17 protein-coding genes and 2 pseudogenes are annotated in these 25,149 nt (G+C 70.7%); 7 read left to right on the forward strand and 12 right to left on the reverse strand.

Annotated features, from left to right (window positions below):
• Positions 1 to 520 precede the first annotated feature (520 nt).
• The 4 genes from OHB41_RS00120 to OHB41_RS00135 all read right to left on the reverse strand — a co-directional run bounded on the left by OHB41_RS00120 (position 521) and on the right by OHB41_RS00135 (position 6,759).
• Positions 521 to 1,387, reverse strand: coding sequence for an AfsR/SARP family transcriptional regulator (locus OHB41_RS00120; RefSeq protein WP_266695915.1), 867 nt, complete (start codon positions 1,385 to 1,387; stop codon positions 521 to 523).
• 792 nt (positions 1,388 to 2,179) lie between these two features.
• Positions 2,180 to 2,857: a ScbR family autoregulator-binding transcription factor gene (locus OHB41_RS00125; RefSeq protein ID WP_266695916.1), complete on the reverse strand. Its 678-nt coding sequence runs from the start codon at positions 2,855 to 2,857 to the stop codon at positions 2,180 to 2,182.
• Between the two features lie 534 nt (positions 2,858 to 3,391).
• On the reverse strand, positions 3,392 to 4,078 hold the full coding sequence (locus OHB41_RS00130) for a ScbR family autoregulator-binding transcription factor (protein WP_381240001.1): 687 nt from the start codon (positions 4,076 to 4,078) through the stop codon (positions 3,392 to 3,394).
• Positions 4,079 to 5,700: 1,622 nt separating this feature from the next.
• Positions 5,701 to 6,759, reverse strand: a complete 1,059-nt coding sequence (locus tag OHB41_RS00135; RefSeq protein WP_323138445.1) for a cytochrome P450 — start codon at positions 6,757 to 6,759, stop codon at positions 5,701 to 5,703.
• Positions 6,760 to 8,263: 1,504 nt separating this feature from the next.
• Between OHB41_RS00135 and OHB41_RS00140 the strand changes: the two genes are divergently transcribed.
• Entirely contained in the window at positions 8,264 to 9,394 is a 1,131-nt protein-coding gene (locus tag OHB41_RS00140) for a ScbA/BarX family gamma-butyrolactone biosynthesis protein (protein WP_266695918.1), read from the forward strand.
• Positions 9,395 to 10,217: 823 nt separating this feature from the next.
• Positions 10,218 to 10,937: an SDR family oxidoreductase gene (locus OHB41_RS00145; RefSeq protein WP_266695919.1), complete on the forward strand. Its 720-nt coding sequence runs from the start codon at positions 10,218 to 10,220 to the stop codon at positions 10,935 to 10,937.
• A gap of 75 nt (positions 10,938 to 11,012) precedes the next feature.
• On the opposite strand, the pseudogene OHB41_RS00150 reads toward OHB41_RS00145, so the two are convergent.
• Together OHB41_RS00150 and OHB41_RS00155 are read right to left on the reverse strand one after the other, a co-directional pair.
• Positions 11,013 to 11,360 (reverse strand): annotated as a pseudogene (locus OHB41_RS00150) (NADPH-dependent FMN reductase); the annotation flags it as partial.
• A gap of 83 nt (positions 11,361 to 11,443) precedes the next feature.
• On the reverse strand, positions 11,444 to 12,433 hold the full coding sequence (locus OHB41_RS00155) for a helix-turn-helix transcriptional regulator (protein ID WP_266695920.1): 990 nt from the start codon (positions 12,431 to 12,433) through the stop codon (positions 11,444 to 11,446).
• Positions 12,434 to 12,524: 91 nt separating this feature from the next.
• Between OHB41_RS00155 and OHB41_RS00160 the strand changes: the two genes are divergently transcribed.
• On the forward strand, positions 12,525 to 12,923 hold the full coding sequence (locus OHB41_RS00160; protein ID WP_266695921.1) for a VOC family protein: 399 nt from the start codon (positions 12,525 to 12,527) through the stop codon (positions 12,921 to 12,923).
• A gap of 146 nt (positions 12,924 to 13,069) precedes the next feature.
• Here the strand turns inward: OHB41_RS00160 and OHB41_RS00165 are convergent, their stop codons facing one another.
• Positions 13,070 to 15,622, reverse strand: a complete 2,553-nt coding sequence (locus OHB41_RS00165; protein WP_266695922.1) for an MMPL family transporter — start codon at positions 15,620 to 15,622, stop codon at positions 13,070 to 13,072.
• Positions 15,623 to 15,855: 233 nt separating this feature from the next.
• Here OHB41_RS00165 and OHB41_RS00170 point away from each other — a divergent pair, with 233 nt between their 5' ends.
• Positions 15,856 to 16,647: a TetR/AcrR family transcriptional regulator gene (locus OHB41_RS00170; RefSeq protein ID WP_266695923.1), complete on the forward strand. Its 792-nt coding sequence runs from the start codon at positions 15,856 to 15,858 to the stop codon at positions 16,645 to 16,647.
• A gap of 106 nt (positions 16,648 to 16,753) precedes the next feature.
• Here OHB41_RS00170 and OHB41_RS00175 read toward each other — a convergent pair whose 3' ends face one another.
• The 4 genes from OHB41_RS00175 to OHB41_RS00190 form a co-directional block, all read right to left on the reverse strand.
• The gene (locus OHB41_RS00175) at positions 16,754 to 17,929 is read right to left on the reverse strand and encodes an epoxide hydrolase family protein (RefSeq protein ID WP_266695924.1); all 1,176 of its coding nucleotides are present in this window, start codon (positions 17,927 to 17,929) and stop codon (positions 16,754 to 16,756) included.
• A 717-nt stretch (positions 17,930 to 18,646) separates the two neighbouring features.
• The gene (locus OHB41_RS00180) at positions 18,647 to 20,200 is read right to left on the reverse strand and encodes an alpha/beta hydrolase (protein WP_266695925.1); all 1,554 of its coding nucleotides are present in this window, start codon (positions 20,198 to 20,200) and stop codon (positions 18,647 to 18,649) included.
• A 694-nt stretch (positions 20,201 to 20,894) separates the two neighbouring features.
• Positions 20,895 to 21,440: a DUF6328 family protein gene (locus tag OHB41_RS00185; RefSeq protein ID WP_526024866.1), complete on the reverse strand. Its 546-nt coding sequence runs from the start codon at positions 21,438 to 21,440 to the stop codon at positions 20,895 to 20,897.
• Positions 21,441 to 22,048: 608 nt separating this feature from the next.
• Entirely contained in the window at positions 22,049 to 22,762 is a 714-nt protein-coding gene (locus OHB41_RS00190) for an SDR family NAD(P)-dependent oxidoreductase (protein WP_266695926.1), read from the reverse strand.
• Between the two features lie 157 nt (positions 22,763 to 22,919).
• On the opposite strand from OHB41_RS00190, the gene OHB41_RS00195 reads away from it, so the two are divergent.
• The gene (locus tag OHB41_RS00195) at positions 22,920 to 23,528 is read left to right on the forward strand and encodes a TetR/AcrR family transcriptional regulator (protein WP_266695927.1); all 609 of its coding nucleotides are present in this window, start codon (positions 22,920 to 22,922) and stop codon (positions 23,526 to 23,528) included.
• 258 nt (positions 23,529 to 23,786) lie between these two features.
• Here OHB41_RS00195 and OHB41_RS00200 read toward each other — a convergent pair whose 3' ends face one another.
• Positions 23,787 to 23,930 carry a hypothetical protein gene (locus OHB41_RS00200; RefSeq protein WP_266695928.1) on the reverse strand — a complete coding sequence of 48 codons (144 nt, stop codon included), beginning with the start codon at positions 23,928 to 23,930 and terminating at the stop codon, positions 23,787 to 23,789.
• Positions 23,931 to 24,318: 388 nt separating this feature from the next.
• Between OHB41_RS00200 and OHB41_RS00205 the strand changes: the two genes are divergently transcribed.
• Together OHB41_RS00205 and OHB41_RS00210 are read left to right on the forward strand one after the other, a co-directional pair.
• Entirely contained in the window at positions 24,319 to 24,462 is a 144-nt protein-coding gene (locus OHB41_RS00205; RefSeq protein WP_266695929.1) for a hypothetical protein, read from the forward strand.
• A gap of 374 nt (positions 24,463 to 24,836) precedes the next feature.
• Positions 24,837 to 25,132 (forward strand): annotated as a pseudogene (locus OHB41_RS00210) (IS5/IS1182 family transposase); the annotation flags it as partial.
• Positions 25,133 to 25,149: the final 17 nt, after the last annotated feature.

The raw sequence follows: 25,149 nt of genomic DNA on the forward strand, positions 1-25,149 counted from the left end.
CACGGCATGCACCGGCATGCACCGGCATGCACGGCACGGGACACGACAGGTACTGGCTCGGCACTGGCGGGGAGCGGCTTCGCGCGGCCCGGCCCAGGCTTCGCACGGCACCGCCGGTATCGCACGGCCGACGCGGCACGGCATGTCCAGGCCCCCGAGCGGGCGGCCCGCGCCACGCCAAGCCCTACCGCGCCCCCGGCCGAGCCCCGGCCAGATGCCCGTACCCCGGGGGCCCGCGCCAGGGACCGGACCGCCCGGACTTCCCGGCACGGCCTGGCGGTCCAGTCGGTCCAGTCGGTCCGGACGGTCCAGTCGGTCCGGGCGGTCCGGGCTGTGCCTCTCGGCACCGGGGCCCGCCCGGGGAGGAACAAGAGCCCCGGGCCGGGGAGTTGGGGGCCGCTGCCAGGGGATCGGGGCCGGTGACCAGGGGGTTGAGACGGAGCCCGGGGGGCGGGACGGTGCTGGGCCGGGGCGGGACGGTGCTGGGCCGGTGCTGGGCCGGGGTGGGGGTGGGGGTGGGTCAGCCGACCGGGGCGGCGAGCCGTCCGCTCCCGGCGGGGCCCGTACCGGGACCGGCGGACCCGGATCCGGCCGTGGCGGTTGCGGCGGGTGAGCCGTCCGGCCGGGCCATCAGGATGGAACGCTGCAGCTTGCCCAGGGCCGCCGACGGCTCCAGGCCCAGACCGCGTACCAGGGTGGCCCGCAGCCGCTGGTAGGCGTCCAGGGCCTCGCCCCGCCGCCCGGAGCGGTACAGGGCCAGCATGTACTGCCCGCACAGGCTCTCGTGGGTGGGATACCGGCTGACCAGCACGGTCAGCTCGGCGAGCAGTTCACGGTGGCGGCCCAGGCGCAGATCGGCCTCGATGCGCTGGTCCAGCGCGCACAGCCGGCTCTCCTCCAGCCGTTTGACCTGGGTGGCCAGGTGCGGGCCGGCCTGCACGTCGGCCAGCGGCGGCCCGCTCCACAGCGCGAGCGCGGCCCGCAGGTGCCGGGCCGCCTCGGGGAAGTCCGCCCCGTCCATCGCCCGGTAGCCCAGCCCGGCCAGCCGCTCGAACTCCCGCACGTCACTGCTGCCCTCACCGCTCTTGAGGAGATAACCGCCCGGCACGGTCAGCAGCACGTCCTTGGCCGTACGGTGCCCGCCCGGATCCCTCTCCAGCGCCGCGGTGATCAGCTCACGCAGCTGCAGGATGTACGTCTGCAGGGTGGGCCGTGCACTGCGCGGCGGCTGCGCGCCCCACAGTTCCTCGCTCAGCATGCCCACCGGCACCATCTGGTCGGCATGCAGCACCAGCAGCGCCAGCACCTGCCGCGGCTTGGGAGCGGTCGGGGTGATCGAGATGCCCTTCTCCCGCACATCAAGTGTGCCGAGTATGTCGGTGTCCACGCCGTCTCCCCTGTCCGTTCGCTGCCATCTGCCAGAGCCCGCGGCCACGCACCGGCCACCACCGCCCCGCCGCCCGCCGCAGAGCCGGCCGGCCCGGTCCCGGGCCCCGTACCGGCCCACCGGCCCACCAACCCGCGGACCGGTAGGACCCGTGAGCCCGTCCGGCCGGCCGCCGGCCCGCCGGCCGCTCTGCGGCTCGTCACCGGCCGGCCGGCCTTCAGACCCGCCGGCGTCAGATCCTCAGATCATCCGCCCAGCCGGTCCGCCGGCCTCCAGGTCCGCCGGGCTCCAGGTCCGCCGTCTTCAGGTGTGCCGTCTTCAGGTGTGCCGTCTTCAGGTGTGCCGGCCGAGGGTTCTGCCGGTCCGTCAGCAGGCCCCGTTCTGCCGGGACTTGCCGGGCCGCGGACTGACCGCCGCCCCCGTGCTTCCCGGCACACCCGAGTAAAAAACAGCATGGACGGTATGTCAATCTCAAACCGGTCGTCGTGTTTTCTCTCCGCCGGCACTCGAGACCCCCTCCAGGGAACGCGACTTTTGCCGCACAACGCCCCGGCCAGGCGGAACACCGGCCCTGCGGGCCCGCTCCCCGCACGACTTGACCTCTCCATTGCCGGACCATGCGGTCTGTTTACCCGGAGGCGGGTGCGGTCCCCCGCACGGAACGAGCCGGATCCCCGCCCCGACGGGCAGAACCGGTCCGCCGCCCGCAGGCGGACTCGGCCTGCCGCCGCAGACGGAACCGGCCTGCGCCCGGGGGCGGGACCGGAGATCCGCCGCCGGGGGGCGGGGCCGCTAGCGGGGGGCGGGGCCGGTCTCGGCGGCGGGTATGCCCGGCCGTGCCGGGCGCCGGGGCGGGGGCGCGGCGAGGCCGGGCAGCAGCAGGGCCCAGAACTGTTCCACCAGATGCGGGGAGAGGTGGAAGCGGTGGCGGGAGGCGAGACCGGCCAGCCCGAGGGTGGCGGCGACCACGGCCACCGCGGCCGCCTCCGGGGAGACCCCCTCCGCCAGTTCACCCGCACCATGGGCCTCGCGCAGCAGCGCGTGCACCCACTCGCTCCACCACCGGCCCGGCCCCTCACCGCCCTTGCGCGAGGGATCACCGCCCAGCCCGAACCCGGCCCGCAGCACCGGGTCGGCCGACAGCCCCAGCACCAGGTCACGGCTGACCTCCACCAGCAACCGCAGCGCCGCACCCCCCGCACCCGCTCCGGCGGGGCCGCCCGGCACCCCGCCCGGCGGCGCGTCCTGGCGCGCGGCCAGCCGCTGCAGGGAGACGGTCGCCGCCGCCTCCACCTCACGGGCCAGCAGATCCTTGCTCGGGAAATGGAAATGCAGCGCCCCGGTACTCACCCCGGCCCGCCGGCTGATCGCCGGCAGCGAGGCGAGGGCGTACCCGTCATCGGCGAACACCTCGGCCGCCGCCCGGACCAGGGCCTGGCGCGTACGTGCCGCCCGAACCTGCTTGACCATCCCGCCTCCTCCCGGGCCCGCACCGGCCGCCGCCACGGCGGACACCCCCGGGCACTCCGAGGCCATACCCTACCAAACCGCACGCGCGGTATGTTTCACTGCGGGGATGCCCCGCCGGCACCCCGCCCCACCCCGGCCCGCAGACACCGCCACCGGCCGCCACCGGCCCGGAAACCCCAGGCCACCGCCCCCGGCACCCACCAACGGCCGCCCGGCCACCGGACACAGCCCCACGGAACAGAAACCGGCCGCACCCCACCCCGCCCGCACCGGCACCGGCACCGGCACCGGCACACCGCGCGGGCAGCCACACGGCCCATCCCGCACAAGCCACCCCGCCCGGTCCGCACACACAAACCGGCCCACAGGCCGAGGCACGGGCCCCGAGTCACGGGCCGGTCCACGACTGCGAGGAGGGCCGTGCGGGACGGGCGCCGGCCTGCCCGCCCGCCGCCCTGCCGGTCTGCGGGCCTGCCGGTCTGCGGGCCTGCGGGTCTGGGGGTGGGCGGTGCGAGCGGGCCGGGTGTCAGGCGGTCAGGCGGGAGCGGCGACCTCGTCCAGGTCCCCCAGCTCTCCCGCCTCGGCGGCCAGCCGCTCGCCCTCGGCGGCGACCTCGGCGGCCCGGGCCGGGTCGGTGACCAGCTTGCCGAGCACCGCGGGCACCGCGATGCTCGGCAGCAGATGCTCGAACAGCGCGGAGACCCGCCGCTCCAGATCCTCCCGGCCCGCCAGCGTGTGGGAGTAGACCTGCACACCCGTCCACGCGGCCGAGAACACCCACGCACTCTCCGCCGGGTCCACATGCGGCAGCAGTTCACCCTGCTCCCGCGCCTCGCGCAGCACCTTCTCCGTCGCATCCAGCCAGGTCGTGATCGTCCAGGTGCCGAAGATGGCCCCCATCTCCTGGCCCAGCGAAAGTCTCGCCGAGGCACTGACCACCGGGTTGCGGCGCATCCGGTACGCCAGCGACAGCCCCATGTCCACCAGCTCCTGCAGCTTGCTCGCCCGGGGCGCCAGCGTGAAACCCGAGAACTGCTCCGCCAGCACCCCCTCCGCCAGCGCCTGCTTCGAGGGGAAATGGAAGTACAGAGCCCCCTTGGTCACACCCGCCCGGGTCAGCACCTCACCGATCGTGGCGGCCTCATACCCGCGCTCGTCGAAAACCGACGCCGCCGCATTCAAAATCGCCCGCCGGGTGCGAATCGCACGCTCCTGCCGCACCACGAACCCTCCAGTGGTCGTTCCTCACTCCATCGCAAGATGTTTTCCTTGCAACCACTCCAAACCAAACCAGGTAGTCCGTATTTTCACAAGGGCGGCGCCCCCGCCACCACCCCGCCCCGGCTCAAAACCCCGCCCCCGCCCACCCCCGCACCACACCGCCCCGCCCGCCCCCTCACCGGGCCGGACAACACCTCCACCCCCCACCCGCCACCCCCCGCACCCACCCAACCGGAAGTCCGGATTCAACCGGTCCCCGCCCACCCCGCCCCGCCCCGAACCACCACACCCGCACACCCCGACCCCACAACAACCCCACCCGCCACCCCCACCCACACCCGACAGCCCAACAACCAACACCCGGCACGGCAGACCCCGGCACTACAACCAGACGCTCACCCGACCACACCAGGAACGGACACGGCCCACACCCCACCCGCACCCCCCACCCCGTGCCGCCACGCTCACCACCCGCACCGCCGGGCCCACACCCGAAAACCCCGGCGAACACCACCCAGCCGCCCGCCCGCCAACAGCCCCCAGGCGCCCCGGCACCCGGCAGCACACCCCCCGGGACCAAGACGCCTGACCCACCCGCCCAGACAGCACACAACCGCAGACAACCGCAGACAACGACGGGGCGGACACCGGCACCCGCGCACCACCGGGCCCCTTCCCCGCACGGCCCGGCACACCGGAGAAACCGCATCCGCACACGGCCCGGCAGAACGACGTCTGCCACCCCACCCCGGCCCTGCCGCCCGGCACCCCTGGGCACCCCGGCACCCCTGGGTGCCCGCGTCTCCTGCCGGGGCCGCACCGCAACACACCACAGGCGCCGGCCGGTTCACACAGCAGGAAAATCCCCTACACCCACAACGTCACGCAGACGGTCGCCACCAAGCCCACCCGGCACCAGGCCCCCGAACACCCGGACCGGCCGCACCCGACAGGACCGGAACCCTTCCCCCGGTCCGCGAACCCCCAACCGGCCTCCCGGACCGGCCACCGGCCACGAAACCCCCCGCCCCCGGCCTCCCGCGCACCGTCACAACCAGCAGCACCCCACCCCCACCGGCGCCGGCCCCGTCCGGGCAGCACCAGCCGAAAACTCCGGCAACCACCGACCGGAGCCTCCCCCTCAGCCCGCACTCCACCCACAGCACCCACAGCGCCCACAGCAGCGACAAGCCACAGGCCAGAACCGGCCGGCCCCACAAAAACCCGCCCGAGACAGCCACAAGGAGAGCGCCGGGCGGCCGCCACCGACAACCACCCACCACAGCCGGCAAACCCGAGACAAGACAACACCAGGCCCCACGAGACAAGACAAGGCACGACGAGGCAAGGCAAGCCCGGATGACGGAACTTGACGCAGCCGACACCCCCGGACCCACGCCATCCCCGGCACCGCCCGGCCCACCGCCCCAGAACGGCCACCACCACCACACACACCGCACCCGCAGGGCGACCCGGCCCGCGAAACAGACAACACACCGCCCCGCACCAGCCCCTGGCCGGCACCGGCCAGGACCCCCACCCCGGTCAACCCACCAAACCCACCAAACCCACCAAGCCAAGCGGCCCTGGCGGGCCTGGCGGAGTCCGGCAGGCCCGGTCGCTCACCCGGCCGCAGCAGCCGGGTGAGCCGCCGGGCCCGGCACCACGGGCAGCACCCGCGGCCCGTTCGAAATGAACGACTCCGTACGCGGCAGCTCCCCCGGCCCGAACGCCGCCCGCATCCGCGGGAAACGCCCGAACAACGCCCGCAACGCGATCTCCGCCTCCAGCCGCGCCAGCGGCGCCCCCAGGCAGTAATGCACCCCATGACCGAACGACAGATGCTCCCGACGCGTCTTTCGCGTCACATCGAACACATCCGCATCCTCCCCGTGCACCCCCGGATCCCGGCCCGCCGCCGCGAACGACATCACCAGCGCATCCCCCCGCCCGATCACCGTCTCCCCCACCCGCACATCCTCCACCGCATACCGCAAAATCGCATTCGCCCCCGGCGCCTCCACCCGCACCGCCTCCTCCACCACATCCCCCCACGACGCCCGCCCCGACCGCACCAACTCCAGCTGACCCACATCCCCCAGCAACAACGCCACCGCATTGCCCAGCAGATTCACCGTCGGCTCACACCCCGCACTCAACAACATGATCAAGTTGTCGACCAGCTCCTTCCCACCCAACCCCCCACCCCCACCCGCACCACCCGCACCACCCGCACCACCCGCACCACCGGCATCACCCGCCGCGATCAGCGCACTGGTCAGATCCTCACCCGGACAACGCCGCTTGAACGCGACCAACTCCCCCATCGTCGAATACAGCGCCCGGTAATTGGCCTGCGCCTCCACCGACGACACCGCCGTATCGAAAAACCCGTCAATGATCTCCCGCAACGGCCCCCGGAACTCCTCCGGAATCCCGAACAACTCCAACATCACCAGCCCCGGCAACGGCAGCGCGAACAACTCCCGCACATCCACCACCCCGCCCGCAGCCCGCCCCGCCGCCTCCTCCACCCCATCCAGCAGACCCCCCGCGATCTCCTCCACCCGCGGCCCCAGCAACGCCACCCGCCGCGCCGTGAACGCCGACGCCATCAACCCCCGCAACCGCCGATGCTCCGCCCCGTACGACGTCACCAGATTCTGCACCGACACCCACACCGCCAACGGCCAACTCCCCGACACCTCCCCCCGCCGCCACGCCGGCCAATGCCGATACGCATCCTTCGACACCCGCCCATCCGTCAACAACCCACGCATCACCCCCGCATCCGTCACCACCCACGCCCCCACCCCACCCGGCAACACCACCCGCGACACCGCACCCCGCCCCCGCAACACAGCCGCCTCCCCCTGCACATCCCGCCCCAACACATCCAACACAAACGGACACCCCCCACCACCCGAACCACCCACCCCAACCACCCCACCCGGACCACCCAGCACCCCCACACCCGCCCCACTCCCCGCCAGCCCCGCCAGCCCCGCCACCACCGCCGCCTCACTCCCCGCAAGCCCAGCCGACCCCGCCGACCCGGCCACCGCCGTCACACTCCCGGCCGTCCCACCGCCCCCCGACCCAGCCACCGCCGCCGCCTCACTCCCGGCCGTCCCGGCCACCCCGCCCCCGGCCACCCCGCCCCCGGCCGCCTCGCCCCCGTCCAGCCCGTCCAGCCCACTGCGACCCTGCTCACGCCCATCCAGCCGACGCACCATCAGACCCTCCCCGCAGACAGCGAAAACACCGGAAAAACCACAACGACACGAACCAACACAGCAATACAAACAATCACCAACAACACAAAACCGGCACAAAACGCCAGCCCACAACACAACACAGCACGGCACGGCGCGGCACACCCAGCGCCACCAAGGCCGCCCCGCACCCACGCACCACCCGACACCCCCGCCACCACGAACCGCCCCGCACCGAACCGCCCGGCACCGAACGGCCCGTCACCCCACCACGAGGAAACCGGCAACGCACCACCCCCGCACCCCCACCAGGAACGAAGCAGACACGACACCCACACCGGCACCAGACCCCACGCCCGCCCCGACCCCCGCACGGCCACCCCCAACCCGCACCCCCCGACCCCCGCACCCCCGCACGGCCACCCCCAACCCGCACCCCCCCGCACCCCCGCACGGCCACCCCCGGCCGGCACCCCCCGACCCCCCACACCACCAGCACCGCACCATCCCGGCCCCGCCACCAGCACCGCCACCCACAGCACCGGCCCGAACCCTCACACCACCCACACCCACACCCGCGCACGCGCCCACGCCCACGCCCACGGCACAGGCCCGCACCCGCCCAAAACAGCACCCAAACCAAACCGCTCAGCCGGTTTCACCATAGCCCCCGAACCCGCCACCCGCGAGAGCCCCACCCCACCCCCGCCACCGAACCCGAGCCTCGCACAGCACCCCGCACCCACGGAAGACACCACCAGAACGGAATACAACCCCCCGTTTACCCGGAAAGATCCCCACCCCGCCCGCCCCCGGCCACCGACCCCCGCCACCCCGCCCGCCCGGACCCTCCACCCGACCGCCGGCCGCGAAATTCCCCGCCCACCCTTGAAAAGAAAACCGGTAGGTTCGTATCTTATGACCCTGCACGGTCGATCCCAGCCCATCCAACGGCGCAACGGAGACACCCATGACCCTGCTCACCGTCCACCAGGACAACCACCCCACCCCACCCGCCACCACCCCACCCCCGCACCCCGCCCCCACCACCCCCATGCCCCGCCTCACCACCACCGTCCCCCGCGAATACGTCCACCGCTCAAGCCTCGCCGAGGTCTTCCTCACCGGCAGCGAAAAAACCGGCGACAACCACTACACCCTCACCGCCCAATGGCCCCGCGCCCACACCTTCTACACCACCCCCGACGGCACCCACCACGACCCCCTCCAAGCCGCAGAAACCATCCGCCAAACCGGCCTCTACCTCGCCCACGCCGAACTCGGCGTCCCCCTCGACCACCACTTCCTCATGTGGAACATCCACCTCACCACCCACCCCCAACACCTCCACATCGGCCCCACCCCCACCGACCTCACCCTCACCGCCACCTGCACCACCCTCCGCTACAAAGGCAAACGCCTCGCCGACTTCACCATGCACATCCACATCACCCGCAACGGCCACACCACCGCCACCGGCGGCGGCCAATTCACCTGCCTCACCCCCACCACCTACCAACGCCTCCGCCAACCCCACACCACCCAACCCACCCCCCAACCCACCCCACCCCCCACACCCCCCACCGACCCCACCCCCTACGGACGCCACCTCCCCCTCGACCTCGTCCTCACCCCCACCCCCCAACCCCACACCTGGCAACTCACCCCCAACCCCCACCACCCCATCCTCTTCGACCACACCACCGACCACATCCCCGGCATGGTCCTCCTCGAAGCCGCCCGCCAAGCCACCCACACCCACACCCACCCCACCCCCACCCACCTCACCACCCTCCACGCCACCTTCCACCGCTACACCGAACACCACACCCCCACCTACATCACCACCCACACAACCAGCGACACCCCCACCCCAAACACCAACCAAAACACCACCACCAACAACAACCGAACCAACAACAACCGAACCCACAACAACCGAACCCACACCACCCCCACCACCAACACCCCCACCAACACCCCCACCAACACCCCCACCAACACCCCCACCAACACCCGCACCATCCACGTCACCGGCCACCAAAACAACCACACCGTCTTCACCGCCCACATCACCACCACCCCCACCCACCACCCCTAACCCACCAACCACGCAACCCAACCCCCACACCCAACCCACCACCAACCCCCACCACCCACGCAACCCAACCCCCACACCCAACCACCACCCCGACCAACCACGGCCAACCACGGCACCCACCACCCACGCCAACCCCGCCCCGAAAACCTCCACCTCAGCCCCAGCAGCGAATGCCGACCACCGCACTCGGCCTCCTGGCCGCCCAAGGAATCGGCGCACCGTCTGTCGCCAATGTGGCGCGGCACTCGCAAGTCACCAGCCCGGCGCCCGACCGCTATTACGCCAGCCGGCAACCACTCCTCATCGCCTGCACGGCGACACCGGTGCCCACGGCCAACCGCCTCACCAGCGAAATCCCCCGCACACCCAGGACACCTTGGCCCGCGACAGCGACATCCCACCCCGGTGACGAGCGACGACCGTTGGCGGATGCGGCCGCAGGCTGCCGACCGCAGGGTGAAGTGGAGCCGTGAACCGCGGGTTGAGCCGCCCAGCCGACAGCGGCGAGCACAGCTCAGTACAGCGAGGCACAGCACAGGCACAGCACAACCTAACCCCTCACTGATGCCTGGCAGGTTATATACTTGATGGTCAACTCCAGAAAGAAGTAACCACCAAGATCCCGCGGCCGCGTGCCAGCCTTCGCATACTCGTGTGTTCCTTGCCGCCACTCCAGGCCCCCGAAGGCGCGCTCACCTTCCGAAAGCCGGAAAGGACGCGCCCGGCACCGAGACCTGCTCCTCGACGGCGGCCATTCCCAGTACGAACGCCATCTCAAGCCCGTCGCCGCCGACGTCCGCCACCTCCTCGAAAGGACATCGCCATGACAGGACCTCTCAAGGGCAAGACTGCGCTGGTCGTCGGTCGAGGCGGGGGTATCGCCCACGCCATCGTCATCGCTGCTCGAGACGCGGGGGCCGACGTCGTAGCCGCCGGCCGTGATCACAAGGCCCTCGCCGACGCCTACGAGGACGAGCCCGGAATCACGAGCGAGACCGTCGACCTCACCGACGAAGATTCCATCGCCGCCCTCGGTGAGCGGCTCGGCACCGTCGACCACGTGGTCTCCACCGCCTCGGCCCGGGCGCGCGGCCTCGTCGCCGACCTGGACCGCGACGCGGTGAGGCTCTCCTTCGACACCAAGGTCATCGGCCCACTCATGCTGGCCAAGCACCTGGCCCCTCGCATCCCCGCGTCCGGGTCGCTCACCACCTTCTCCGGCGTCGCCGCGGCGAAAATCGCGGTAGGCACCCTGGCCGTGGCCATCACCAACGGTGCCGCGGAAGTCCTGGCCCGTTCCCTCGCCCTGGAGCTGGCGCCCATCCGCGTGAACGCCATTTCCCCCGGTGTGATCGACACCGGCGCCTGGGACGCTTTCGGGGAAGAGGGCAAGGCGGAGTACTTCGCTCGCATCCGCGCCCGTAACCCGTCCCGGCGCATCGGTACCACGGACGACGTCGCCAGCGCGGTGCTCTTCGCGATGACCAGCACATTCCTGACCGGAGAGACGGTGCACATCGACGGCGGCGAGCCGCTCAGCTGATCTCCGCCACTCCACGTACCTCCACGCCACGCCACCCCACGCACCGCGCAGCACCCGGTGTCGAGCCGCGGCTTGTCACGCCGGGTAGGGAACGGCGTCCCGCGCCGCTCGGAGCGCGGCCGCCCACCACGCCAACTGGTCGAGGACCGTCTTGGCGTACCCCACGGCCTCGAGGCCGACGGGGCGGCCGTCCTTCCATGCCGTGAAGTAGTTCGGGAAGATGAGACCGTCGCGGATCGTCACGGCATGCAATTCGGTCAGCACGTTCTCCAGGTGCAGCACCGCGTGCCGCCCGCCCGCTGCTCCGCCGTAGCTGACGAAGGCGACCGGCTTGGCCGCCCACTGGGTGAAATGCCAGTCGATGGCCGCCTTCAGCAACGCGGGATAGCTGTGGTTGTACTCCGGCGTGACGATGACGAACGCGCTTCCGACGACGATCACGAGCTTGTGCCTGTTCTCCATGCCCACCACGATCGGGCCCCACCACGGCTCCAGCCGGACCGCGCTCAAGTCCGCCGGGCCGAGTTCATGAGGCGTTCGGCGAACGCCTCGACCAGGTCGCGGAGTTCGTCCGGGCGGTCGATGACGAACGGCCTGTCCAGCGAGGCGAGCACGGCAGGAAGCCAGTCGAGCCGGTCCACACGCAGGTCGACGCGGGACCACGCCTCGGTCACCGGGTCTCCACCGCTCGGGGACGGGAGTTCCTGCACGATCGCGACGCCGGCGGGAAGCCGGGTGTGGATCTCCTCGGCCGTCCCCTGGACTCGCAACGTCACCTCATGCTGGTACGGAGCCGTGGCGAGCCCTGTCAGGACGCGCTTCGCCGGGTCGAGTCCGCCGGGTGGTTCGAACGAGCCGGGAAGAGTCCTGACATCGGTGATGCGGTCCAGCCGGAACGTCCGGTCGTCGTCGGCCGTGAGATCCGCGGCCGTCAGGTACCACTTGCCCGAATGAGCGACAACTCCGTACGGGTGCAGCGTCCGTTCGCTGCGCCGGCCGTCGGCCGCCGTGTACCGGATCGCGATCGGCCGGTGGTGACGTACCGCGTCGGTGATCGAGAGCAGGACCGTGGATTCCGCGGCGACCGCCTCACCGGGCGGGGCGGTGAAGGTGAGGGATCCGGATACGGCGTCGAGTTTGCGCCGCAGCCGCTCCGGCAGTACCCGCCGGATCTTGGCCGCCGCTGTCTCACTCGCCGCGCCCATGGCTGTCGTCAGCCCGGCTCGCCGGCCCGCCATCAGTCCCAGGAGCACGGCGAGCGCTTCGTCGTCGCTCAGCATGAGCGGAGGCATGCGGTAACCGGTGGCGAGCCGGAAGCCGCCGTAGCGGCCGCGCACCGACTCGACGGGTACGTCGAGGTCGACGAGGTGGTCGACGTAGCGCCGTACGGTCCGTTCGTCGACGCCGACCCGATCGGCGAGTTCGGCCGCGGTCCGGACGCCGCCCGACTGCAGGAGCTCCAACAGGGTGAGTACGCGAGCGATGGGCCTGGGCATGCTCAGAAGTCTCCCACCTATACCGGGCGGGTTCCGCCCGGTACAGGTCGTAGCCTGCGATCAGGAACACCGACCGACCAGGAGAATTTCCATGAACTTCGTCTCCGTCCGCATCATCACGGGCGACGTCGCCCGCCTCGTCGACTTCTACGAGCGCGCCACCGGGGTATCCGCCGACTGGTCCAACGAGGACTTCGCCGAGATCAGGACGGCCTCGGCCACTCTCGCGATCGGCAGCACCCGCACCGTCCCTCTGTTCGCGCCCGGCTCGGCCCGTCCGGCCGACAACCACAGCGTCATCGTCGAATTCCTCGTCGACGACGTGGACCGGACGCACAAGAACCTGACCGACTTCGTGGAGGACTTCGTCAACGAGCCCACCACGATGCCCTGGGGAAACCGCGCGCTCCTGTTCCGTGACCCCGACGGCAACCTGGTCAACTTCTTCACCCCCGTCACGCCGGACGCCATCGCGAAGTTCGCTCGCTGATCACGCCGACAACACCGATCACGCGGTGGCGACAGGCAGCCAACTCCCCGGCGGCAAACGAAGGTTGGCCCCACGCCTTCCCCTTACGCGGCGGTGCCCGCCTCCATCGCGGAGACGGGCACACAGTGGGCCGTGGTCGGGAGCGATCAGACCTCTGTCGATTTCTGCGCGTACGGAGACCTGGCCGCTGGTTCCGTCACCACCGCGGGCCCGGGTCCGCCTTCGCTGAGTCCGTACCGTCCGTGGAGCTTCCGCAGGAAGCGGGGCGCGTACCACGCCGAGCGGCCGAGCAGGCGCATCGCGGCGGGTACGAGGATGCCGCGGACGGCGACGGCGTCGATGAGGACGGCCAGTCCGCTGCCCAGTCCGAACATCTGCATGAAGCTGAGCTTGGCCGTCCCGAACGCGAAGAAGCTCACCGCGAGCAGGCAGGCCGCGGCGCTGACGATGCGCCCCGTGTGCCCGAGGCCGTTGGCCACGGCGGACTCGTTGTCCTCACCCGACTCGTGGAGTTCCTTGATCCGGCTGGTGACGAACACCTCGTAGTCCATCGAGAGGCCGAAGGCGATGCAGAACATCAGCACCGTCATCGACACCTCCATCGGCTGCGCGGTGAAGCCGAGCAGCGAGGAGAGGTGGCCGTCCTGGAAGATCCAGGTCATGACGCCGAGGGTCGCTCCCAGGCTGACCATGTTGAGGACCAGCGCGCGCAGCGGTTGCACGATGCTGCCGGTGAAGAGGAAGAGCAGGAGGAAGGTGGTGAGGACGACCAGGGTCACCGCGAGGGGGAGTCTGCCGGCGATGGAGGCCTTGGCGTCGACCAGTACGGCGTCGGTTCCACCGACCAGGGGATGCGACCCGGCGGGCGGCGTGACCGCTCTCACCTCGTCGACCAGGCTCTGTGCCTCCGCCGACTTCGGCGGCAGGGCGCTCACCACGTTGATCTGCTGCGCGCCTGGGCGGCCGAGCGTGGCGCTGCCGGAGCCGGTCGCCGTGGAGCGTCCGTCGGCGTAGGTGCCTGCGCTGGTCTCGACGTGGACGACGCCTTCGAGTCGGGACAGCGCGACCGCGTACGACTGCAGTGGGGCCCTCCTCAGGGGCTTGTCGATGACAACGTGGAGGGCGGCGTCGTCGTTGCCCTTGAAGTTCCGCTGCAGTGCCGAGGCGACCTGGCGGCTGTGGGCGTCCTCGGGCAGCACGCGTTCGTCCGGCGTGCCGAAGGAGATCCCGAGCAGCGGGCTCGCCGCCAGCAGCAGTACCGCGAGCACGGGCAGCGCGGTGAGCACCGGGCGCCGCATGACGATGCGGGCCAGCCGTCCCCACGGCGGCACGCGGGCGTCGGTGCGGCGGAGCTTCGCCCACGGCAGCCGCCCGCTGTTGACGCGGTGGCCCAGGACGACGAACAGGGCCGGCATGACGAACAGGGTGCTGACGGCGGCGATGGCGACGACACCGACCCCGGCATAGCCGAACGAACGCAGGAAGTACTGCGGGAACACCAGGAGGGCGCCGAGAGCGGCGGCCACGGTCGCGGCGGAGAACGCGATCGTACGGCCCGCGGTGCTCACTGTGCGCCGGACGGCGTCGTCCACACCCGCCCCTGCCGCGAGCTGTTCCCGGAATCGGCTGACCATCAGCAGGGCGTAGTCGATGCCGAGGCCGAGGCCCAGTGCCGTGGTCAGGTTGACCGCGAAGACGGAGACGTCGGTGACGCTGCCGAGGACGTAGAGCTCCGCGAACGTGCCCGTGATGGCGATGGTGCCGATCACCAGCGGCAGCAGAGCCGCCACCGCGCTGCCGAAGACGACCAGGAGCAGCACGAGGGTGAGCGGTACGGCGATGGACTCGGCCAGTACAAGATCCTCGCCCGACTGCTTCCCCATCTCGCTCGTGACGGCGTCGTCCACACCCGCCCCTGCCGCGAGCTGTTCCCGGAATCGGCTGACCATCAGCAGGGCGTAGTCGATGCCGAGGCCGAGGCCCAGTGCCGTGGTCAGGTTGACCGCGAAGACGGAGACGTCGGTGACGCTGCCGAGGACGTAGAGCTCCGCGAACGTGCCCGTGATGGCGATGGTGCCGATCACCAGCGGCAGCAGAGCCGCCACCGCGCTGCCGAAGACGACCAGGAGCAGCACGAGGGTGAGCGGTACGGCGATGGACTCGGCCAGTACAAGATCCTCGCCCGACTGCTTCCCCATCTCGCTCGTGACGGCGGCGCCACCACCGGCCCGGACCGTGAGCGCGCCCTCGTACGGTCCTGAGTAGGCGTCGATGACGCTCTTGGCGTTCTCGTCCCGCTCCGTGCCGTCGCCCTTCACATGGGCGAGCACCAGGGCCTCGCGGCCGTCCTCGGAACGGAGATCGGCACTGGCCGTGTCCCAGTACGAGACCACGTTCCCCAGATTCCGCTCCTTCTTGAGGTCGGCCACCAGAGCCAGGCCGCTCCGCTGGGCCGCCGGTGCGTCGACACGGCCCCCGGAGGCGCGGACCAGCAGGACCAGGTTCGTCTCCCCGCCGAACCTCTCGTCGATGACGTCCATGGCACGGCTGGACGAGGAGGCCGGATCGTCGTAGCCGCCCCCCAGCAACCTCCCGAAGGCGCCGGCGCCCGCCGCGCCCATGAGGGCCACAGCCACTACAGCGACGACCAGTACCAGCCGGGACCGGCGGATCACCAGTTCGGCTATGCGTTCAAACACGCACGATCTCCTTTGCGTCCTTCGTGAGGACAAGGTCAAGCGACCGACGCCGCGAGGGGACGCCGACTCGGGTCCCCGCAACGCCTGTTCGTCCCCACAGGGGCAGATGTGATGGCGCACCTCGTCGCCGCTACGACGCTAGTGAGAGAGCGGAAGATTTGGCAGTGTCAGATTTTCTCCACAGTCCTCAACTTCGTGATGCGCGGGTCGAGTTGCCGTCGTACGGTCGCCGCATGCCCACTGACGAACACGCAGCCGCCCCGCCCTCTCTGCGCCAGCGGCGGCGGGCGGCGGCTGTCCAGGAGATCCTGGACGCGGCTGAGCGCCATATCACCGAAAACGGTCCCGCGGCTCTGTCCCTGCGCGCGATCGCCCGTAGCCTGGGTATGACCGTGCAGGCGCTCTACCACTACTTTCCGAGCCGCGACGACCTTGTCACGGCGCTCATCGCCAAGGCATACGACGACTTGACCGACGCCGTGCAGGCCGCTGTCGACGCCGCCACGGAGGACTCGGCCCAGGAGCGCGTGCTCGTCGCGGCCGAGGGGTACCGCCACTGGGCCATCGCCCATCCCGAGCGGTTCCAACTCCTCTACGGAACCCCGCTGCGGTACTACGCGGCTCCCGTCGAGGGCCCGACCACCCAGGCCGTGCGGCGGATGAGCGCGATCTTCGAGCGCGAGCTGTTCGACGGGTTCACCACCGCGCAACTCGCCGCTGCCGACACCCCTGGTCTCTCGGCTGCGCTGCTCGCGTACCTGGACCAGCTGCCGCCGACCGGTCGGCGAGACCTACCGCCACCCGCGACCGCTCTGGTCCTGAGCGCGTGGGGGCACCTGCACGGCCTGGTCGTCCTCGAGGTGTTCGGGCACACCTCGTTCCTCGCCGATCACCAGGCCGAGATCTTCCGCATGGCGATGCGGAACCTGTTCCACGACATCCACAGCCGGATTCCCCCCGGGGGACCAGAAACCGCCGCGGCGGTTCCGCATCCGCGGGAACACCCCTCTTCGGCCGGCCGATGACCTGTGTGGCGGAGGCTCGGGAGTCCCGAACGGTCCGTCGACTCGATGTACTCGTGCGGGTGTTCCTACGTTCCCGGTCGGCCGCCGCGTCGGGGCGACGGCGTCCTCAGCCCAGCGCTGCCGCACGGTAGGGCCGGAAGAACGCCCGCAGTTCCTCCGCGTACAGTTCGGGTTCCTCGAACGGCGCGAAGTGCCCGCCGCGCGCGGGTTCGTTCAGGTACACGACGTTCGCCGTGCGCTCGAGCCAGGCCCGCGGCGGGCGGACGATGTCGCCGCGGAACAGCGAGAACCCGGACGGCACCTCGACCCGGCGGGCGAGCTGCCGCGGCGGGATGGCGGAGTTCGCGTGGTACATGCGCATCGACGAGCCGATGGTCCCCGTGAGCCAGTACAGCGTGACGTTCGTAAGGATCTCGTCCTTCGTGAAACTCCGTTCGATGTCGCCGTCGCAGTCGCTCCAGGCCCGGAGCTTCTCGACGATCCACGCGGCGAGCCCTGCCGGTGAGTCGGTGAGCCCGACGGCGGCGGTCTGGGGCTTCGTACGATGCATGGCGCCGTAGGCACCCTCGCTCGCGCCCCAGGCCGCGACCTCGTCGAACCAGGCGCGCTCCTCGGCGGCGAGATCGGCCGGATCGCCGGTGAAGACGGGCAGGCCCCCGTCCATCCGGTGGACGGCCACTACCCGGTCGGGGTGGTCGAGCGCGAGATAGCGACTCACGTGGCTGCCGACGTCGCCGCCCGCCGCGCCGAACCGCGCGTATCCGAGAACGCCCATGAGCTCCGCCCACAGGCCGGCGACGGTGATGGAGTCGAGCGGCGGCCCGGTGGGCCGGTCGGAGTACCCGTAGCCGGGCATGTCGGGCACGACCACGTCGAACGCGTCGGCCGGGTCGCCGCCGTGCGCGCCGGGATCGGTCAGGAGCGGGATCACCTTCGAGTAGCGCCAGAACGAGTCCGGCCAGCCGTGGCTGAGGACCAGCGGCAGGACGGGCCCGGTCGGCGCGACGGCCCGGGCGTGCACGAGGTGGATCCCCAGGCCGCCGAGCCGGATGCGGAAGTGGGGCAGCCGTGCGAGCACGGCCTCCTGCGCCGGCCAGTCGAACCCGTCCGCCCAGTAGGCGACGAGTTCACGGAGGTAGGCGATGTCCGTCCCGAGAGCCCACCCGGCGTCCTCGGGCGCGTCCGGCCAGCGTGTCGTACGCAGCCGGGTGCGCAGGTCCTCGAGCGCCGCGGGCTCGGTTTGCAGGGTGAGGGGCTCCAGGCGGGGCAGTGCATCCGACATGTCCCGCATGCTAACGCTCCGGAGACGATCGCCGGATCGGGGCCCGGGTACGGCAACCCCGCCGGTGTCTCCCTCGGGTATGTCCACGAAACCCCAGGCAGGACGGCGTCCCCTGCGGGGTGCCTCGCTCGCCCAGCCGGCTGCGCCTGGAGAGGGACTGCGGGTCGTGGTTGCGCAACAGTTGCTGGCACTCGCGCCCGGCCTCGCACGATCTTTCGTACCGGTGCCGCCGCAGCGATCGCGGGCTGCGTCACGCTCGCCCCCGACCATCCGTTTATTCGGACGGTCGGGGGTGCGTACGTCCCCTGTGCCGCCGGACGCGCCGCATGGGCGGTGAGTCCTCAGTACCGTGCCGGTGTCTTCGAATTCCATCGACATGGTGGCCGCGGACGAGGCCATCCAGTACGAACTACCGCTGCTGCGGCGTGAGGGAGGGCGTCGAGCCACGCAAACGCGAACGCGTCACCCGCCGCGCAGCACCCCTGCGCGGCCGCGCTCTCAGTCCTCCCGGCATCACTGCGGAATCCCTGCGCTTTCGGCAGACGAAGCAGTCCTCAACCCCCTGGTGCTCTCGTGTCATGCCGGAAATAGTGGCCGATCTTGCCGTTACCGCCTACCTGAACGTCCGTACACCGTCGATGCGAACCTGCTGAACAGTTCCTGCCAGCAGGCGGGTTGCCGGTGTGCTGACGGCCGCCCGGCGGATCCGTACGAGCCTCAGGACATGCTGCCCCGGCACACCGTCCCCGGGGCCGGGGTGCGGCCCGTGCGGAGGTAATGGTCGACCGTCCCCGTGACGCAGCGGTTCTGCGGGTATGTGCCGTGGCCCTCCTCCTCCGCCGTCAGGAGGACGCCGACGCCGTCGCCCAGGGCGCGGGCCATATGACGGGCGCCGGAGTAGGGGGTGGTCGGGTCGCCGGTGCCGCCGACCACCAGGACGGGGGCCGCGCCGTCGGCGTTCACCTGGAGCGTGGCGCGCTCGCCGTCGAACGGCCAGTCGTAGCAGAGGTAGACGCCGGTGGACCAGGCCGCGCCGAAGACGGGTGAGGCGGCTTTGATGCGGGCCTCGTCCCGGTCGAGGCGTTCGAAGCCGGGGCGCAGGCTGGAGTCCGCGCAGGTGATCGCGGTCCGGGCGGCGCGGCTGTTGTCGCGCGGGGTCGCCGCGCGGTCGGCGGAGCCGATGTCGTCCGCGCCCTTGCTCAGCGGACGGCCGTCGTTGTGGTCGATCAGCGCGGTGAGGGCCTTGGCGAGCGGCGCCCAGCCGTCCGTGCCGAGATCGAGATGGTCGCTGACGGCGTACGCGAGGTGGTCGGCGTCGAGGTTCCTTCCGGCGCCGGCCGGGGCGGGCTTCTTCGCCAGGCGGTCGGCCAGGCGCGCCATGCGCCGCGCGGCCTCCTCGGGCCCGTCGCCGGTCGGGCAGTGGCGGATACGCGCCGCGCAGTACGCGGCGAACCGGTCGAACGCCGCTTGGACCGCCTTGACCTGCGATACCTGCTCCTCGTCGAGGTCCTCGGTCGGATCGACGGACGCTTCGAGGACGAGCCGTCCGACGTGTGACGGGTACATGTGGGCGTAGACCGCGCCGAGCGCCGTTCCGTACGAGACGCCGAAGTAGTGCAGCCGCTCGTCGCCGAGGAGGTAGCGCATCAGGTCGAGGTCGCCCGCGGTGTGCGAGGTGCCGATGTACGGGAGGAGCGCCCCGGAGTGCTCGGCGCAGGCGTCGGCCCCGTTGTAGCCGGTGTCGTCCGCGGTCTTCCCGCATCGCACGGGGATGGTCGCGCCGACACCGCGCGGGTCGAAGGAGACCAGGTCGTAGCGGTCGAGGAGCGGCTCGTACTGGTTGAGGAATTCGGGCAGTCCGCTCACGCCGGACACGCCGGGGCCGCCGAAGTTGAGGACCAGTGAGCCGATGCGCCGGGCGTTCGGGCCGGTGGCCTTGCGGCGGATCAGGGCGACGTCGATCGTCCTGCCCTCGGGTTTCCGGTAGTCGAGGGGGGCCTTCATGGTGGCGCAGTCGTAGCCCGTGCGTGCGGTGGACGGCGAGGTGCAGCTGGACCAGTGGAGGTGCTGGCCGGTGGTGAGCGCGGTGGGCAGACCGGCGGGCGGGTTGTTCGCGGTGAACTCCGTACGCGGCTCCGCACTCCGGCCGGGAGCGTCGTGCTGGAGCCAGGCGCCGAGGGCCCCGATCACGGCGAGGACGACCCCGGCGATTATGCGCGCGCCGACCGAGAGGCCCGGTCTGCGGCCTCGTATCGGATGTGCGTCACTCATCGAGATCCCCGCGCTCCCGCCCTGGACGCCCGCCCCGTGCCCGCATGCCCGTACCCGTGATCGTCCGATCGTCGAATGCGTGCAGGATACAAGCCGCCTCCGACAGCACGGCCCCAGCCGTTTATGTCGACGCAAGCCACGGCAGCCGGGCATCCGACAGGGAGTCTGCCGGTTACCGGTCACACGCAGATGGTGGCGCACAAGGGTGCAGACGGCTGTCATTGTCGTTGACGACGGCGGAGTCATCGTCTCGGCCAACGACGCGGCCAAGGCCACAGCTTCGAGGAACTCGTCGGGCAGGGTTTTCACGAGCTGCTGCATCGCGACGGTCACGGGCACGCCATGCCCCGCACGCGCTCTCCCCTGAGAAACGGGTGGGACGCGCTGCGCGGCATCTGGAAGGCGACCGACATCCAACCCGGCATGTGTCGGAACCGATTGCCCACTGGGCCGCCCGCACCGGACAACCGTGCTCCGACATCCGCACCGAGCTCGACCGCCAGCTCACCCAGCACGCACCGCACGCACCCGCCGTCGGGGTAACCAGCCCCCTGGCGGGTCAGGCGCTGAACGCGGCGGCCTGTGGGCGCGCCGCAGGCGGCGCTCTGCGCCGGGACCTCGGGTCCGCTGTCGCCCGTCGAGTCCCGCCTCCGGCACGGAAGGCTTGATGATGCCCCCCGGGACGCGCCTGTCGTCAGTCGGCGGCCTCCTCCGCCAGGGTGGTGTACCGCTGCCGCGCCCACAACGGCAGCACCACCCAGCACGCGAGGTACCAGGCCACCACCCCGCCGACCAGCCACGGGACGAAGCCGTCATGCGTGGCCACCCGCAGGATCAGGAACAAGGCCGAAGTGAGCGTGGCAATCAGCAGCGCCAGGCCGATGAAGGTGAGCCGCGCGGCCCAGCGCACTGCCTGCGCCTTGATACTGCGGCCAGACACCCACCGGTGAAACGGGACCGGTGCGATGAGTGCACCGGTCGCAGTCGCGCCGAGCACGACCGTGGTGATGTAGATGATCCGGTCTATGTCGGACAGGTGTCCGAAAGCCGGCGTAAAGGCCACGCTCAGCAGGAAACCGAAGAGGATTTGGACACCAGTCTGCGCGACCCGAATTTCCTGCATCAGTTCGTTCCACTGCCGGTCGGCGCGCTCAGCCTCGGACTCCTGTCGGCGCGCCTGCTCGGCTCCTTCTGATACCCAAGCCGCTGGTATCGCTTCCGAAACTCTGCCGTCCACCACGACCCCTCCCGGTGTCTCGTCCGTGTCGGCATGTACCCCCGATCGCCGCATTCGTGCACACCGAATTGACCATGTCTTGACCCCTCGACGCGGTCCGCGGCCCGGCCACAGCAGCGTGCAGGCGCAGAGCGTGGCACCGTCGAAGCCCTGCGGGGCCCGTCCCCAGGCCCTCAGTCAGGGATCCGCAGCGGCGCGGTCAGCGGGTTGGCAGAGGAGCGGGCGTGGCTCGGTGCCGATGCCGGCCGAGGAGACCGTTCCGATCGCGGCAGCGCTCGGCCGTCACGCGTGCTCGGGGCGGGATCTGCGCTGGACGGTGATCGCCTGGTACGCCGAGGCGGGTGGGGCCTCTCCTGCCGGGTGCGATGTCGGTGCCGGAGCCGCCATGGCCGGCCGTGCGGGAGGCCCTGGTGCGGGCCGCCGGGGTGGGAAGGCCTGTCAGTTCCAAGGGCACGGCGGAGCACACGGGCATGGAAGGAGAGCGGCCCATCTATCCGTGGTGGAGAACGAAGTAGGGCGGGGCCGGCTTCCCGCACAGGCCGTTGGCTCGCCAGGGCCACAGCCTGAGCTCGGATCCGGTGAGCCTTGCGGGACAGAGCGAAAATTGCTCGTCAGGCGTTGGAGTGAACACCGACGCCGCCGGAGACGGTGAGGTTGTCGCCGGTGATGTAGCCGGCGGCGTCCGAGGCGAGGAAGGCCACGGCTTCGGCGATGTCACGGGGAGCGCCGACGCGGCCGAGCGGGACGTCCCGGGCCCAGGAGTCGATCATTTCCTGGGAGACACCCATCTTGCTGTAGGCAGGGGTGTTGATCATTCCTGGGCTGACCGCGTTGACGCGGATGCGGCGGGGGGCGAGTTCGAGCGCGAGGGACCGCATGAGGGGCAGCAGAGCGCCCTTGGCCGCTGTCATCACGGCCCCGAGCCCTTCGGCGGCGCCCACGGTGAACACGACCGAGGCGCCCTCGTTGAGGAGCGGCAGCGCCTTTTGCAAGGTGAAGAAGTTTCCCTTGACATTGATGTCGAACAGGGCGTCGAAAGCGTCTTCGTCGGTTGATTCGATCGGGCCGGGGCGGGAGATGCCCGCGTTGAGGAAGAGCAGGTCCAGGGAGCCGAGTTGGCGGCGCGCCTGGTCCATCGCCCGGTCGATGTCCGGCAGGGACCGTGCGTCGGCCCGGACAGCCGTGACGTCTTCGGGAAGTCCGGCGTCGGCGACATTGCCGAGGCCAGTGACCATGACGCGGTAGCCGCGGGAGTGGAGCAGTTCGGCGGTCGCCTTGCCGATGCCGCTGGTTCCACCGGTGATCAAAGCTGTGGGTGCAGGCATGATGCGCTCCTTTGCGTACTTCTGGGCGGGGGGATGCCTCTGTCCGTGGGGCAGTGGGCGGTGCTGGGCCACCGCTCTGGCAGCGTATGGCAATTTGGCAGCGACTGCCAAGCACCATGTGACTGTCGGACTGGCAGTGCTGGGCTAGTCTGGTGGCATGAAGCAGGAAGCCAAGTCAGCGAGGGGCGCACCGACCACGCTGTGGGACCGGACACGGCAGCTGGCTTCCCAGGAGATCCTCGAGACGGCGCTGCGCCTGTTCACCGAGCAGGGCTACGACGAGACGACCATCGCCCAGATCGCCCGGGAGGCCGGCGTCTCCCAGCGCACCCTGTTCCGCTACTTCGGCACCAAGGAGGACCTTCTCGGCGGCGACCAGGACCGGTTCGGGCAGGTCCTGATGGACACGATCAGCAAACAGCCCGCCGATGCCGGTATCTGGGAGGCCCTGCGCGCAGGGGTTGCTGCCGTACTGGCCTTGCACGACAGCCGAGAACACGCCCTGGAGCGGTTCCGCCTCCTGCACAACACCGCCTCGCTGCGTGCCGGTTGGCTCGAAAAGCGACTGCGGTTCCAGGAGAACCTGCTGCCGCTCATCGAAACCCGGATGGACGCAGCTACCGGCACCGAGGGCGCGAAGGCCCGCGCGGTGATCGCGACGGCGTTCGCGTGCCTGGATGCCGCGTCGATGACGTGGGTCGCCAACGACGGCAAGAGCGAAATCATGGACCTATACGACGAGTGCCTGGCTGCCGTACGCGGCTGACACGCAGCGGCCAGCCAGCCCGGAAACCGTGGACGGAAACTAGGCGGATCCGCTGCCCCAGACAGGTTCCTCATCCGGATCTCCCAACTGGGCACAGATGGGCCACGCTGGCGTCATGCGCAACGAGATGGCACGTCCGTTCCGCTACCTGGACTCCGCAAGACGAGTGCTCAAGTCAACCCCCGAAGGACTTCCGGAGCCGACCACTTGGCACGGTTCTGGCACATGGCTTCACGTGCCAGAACCTCGCGGTCGGTCTCACGGCCTGCTGGCCAACCGCGAAGATCTGCTACCCAGGATCCGGACCTCGGCCCCCATCAGCAGCCGCCGCTGCCGCTCGTCCAGATGCGGAAACAACACCTCGAACTTCACGGCCAGTTGGTTACGAACTTCACCAGACATACCCATACCAGATCGACGATCCGAACCACGCGGAGCAACACGGCAATTTCCGACAGGCCCTTACTTGGATGCGGAGATCAACGGGCTGCGGCTCGAGGCCCGGTGGTGGAGCGCGGTGCTCAGGTGTCCCATAGTGCGATGCCGACCATGCTGGCGGATGCGCGTCCATTTCACCCGTCGGCGTAACCTCGCCGCGGAACGCTAGTGGCGTGCCGCCGGCAGCGGGGCGAATGGACGGAGTCCCGGACCGAATCCGGCCCGTACTCCCGGTTCTTAAGACGTCGCCGCCCGCCCCGGCCTGGTCTCGTCGACAAGGAGAGCTGACGCCGGCGCGCGACGGGGAACGTAAGCGGGTGCGGATCGACTCCGTACAAGGAGTGGATGCTGCGTGCACCTCGTTCTGACCGACACCGACCTATGCGCCGCCACAACACTTCCCGCACCACGAAGGGCGAACGCCGCCTGCGGCCAGCGCGAACGCCTGGAACAGCTCGGCATCACGGCACTGGTCCGGAACTGGAAGCGGCCGTAAAGCCATGGTGGGTGTGAGCGCCTTCGAACAGGGCGGTTGCGGCCCTCGCGCAGTACAAGGGCCCGTACCGTCCCCAGAGGGCACACAGAGACAATCGTCCTCGACGGCCTGGAGCATCCCGTGAATCTCGGGCTGTCCCTGTCGAACGCACGATCCAGGCGGGCCAAGCTCACGGCGGACAAGCTCACCGACTCGCCGCCCTCGGACAACTGTGGGTGGGGATGCCGTGCGCGGCCGAGGGGGCAGAAAGCCGCGCACGGCAGGGGCACCCTGTGCTGTGCCGGGCGGAGGGCACCCGACAACATCGTGGCACCGGCCAGGTGGCCGTGCCGCGTTGAGGAGGGCATCTGTGTGACGGCATGCCTCAGGAGGCTTACCTGGCCGGCGAGGGAGGCCGGCGACCGCTCGCGTTCCTGCTCACGCCGGGGCAGTGGGGCGACGCCCCGCAACTCATCCCGGTCGTGGAACGTGTCAGGGTGACCCGACAGGAAGGCGGGCGTCCCCGCACCCGGCCCGATCACCTCGGCGGCGTAAGGCGTACTCATCCCGCGGAAACCGCCGCTACCTGCGAAGACGCCAGATCAAGCACACCATCCCCGAGCCGAGGGACCAGCGGGCCAGCCGCAAGCGCCGTGGAAGCCAAGGCGGCCGGCCCACCAGTTTCGACAAGACAAGGGGCGATCCATG

The sequence above is a fragment of the Streptomyces sp. NBC_01571 genome (genome assembly GCF_026339875.1).
In the GTDB taxonomy this organism is placed as follows: Bacteria; Actinomycetota; Actinomycetes; order Streptomycetales; family Streptomycetaceae; genus Streptomyces.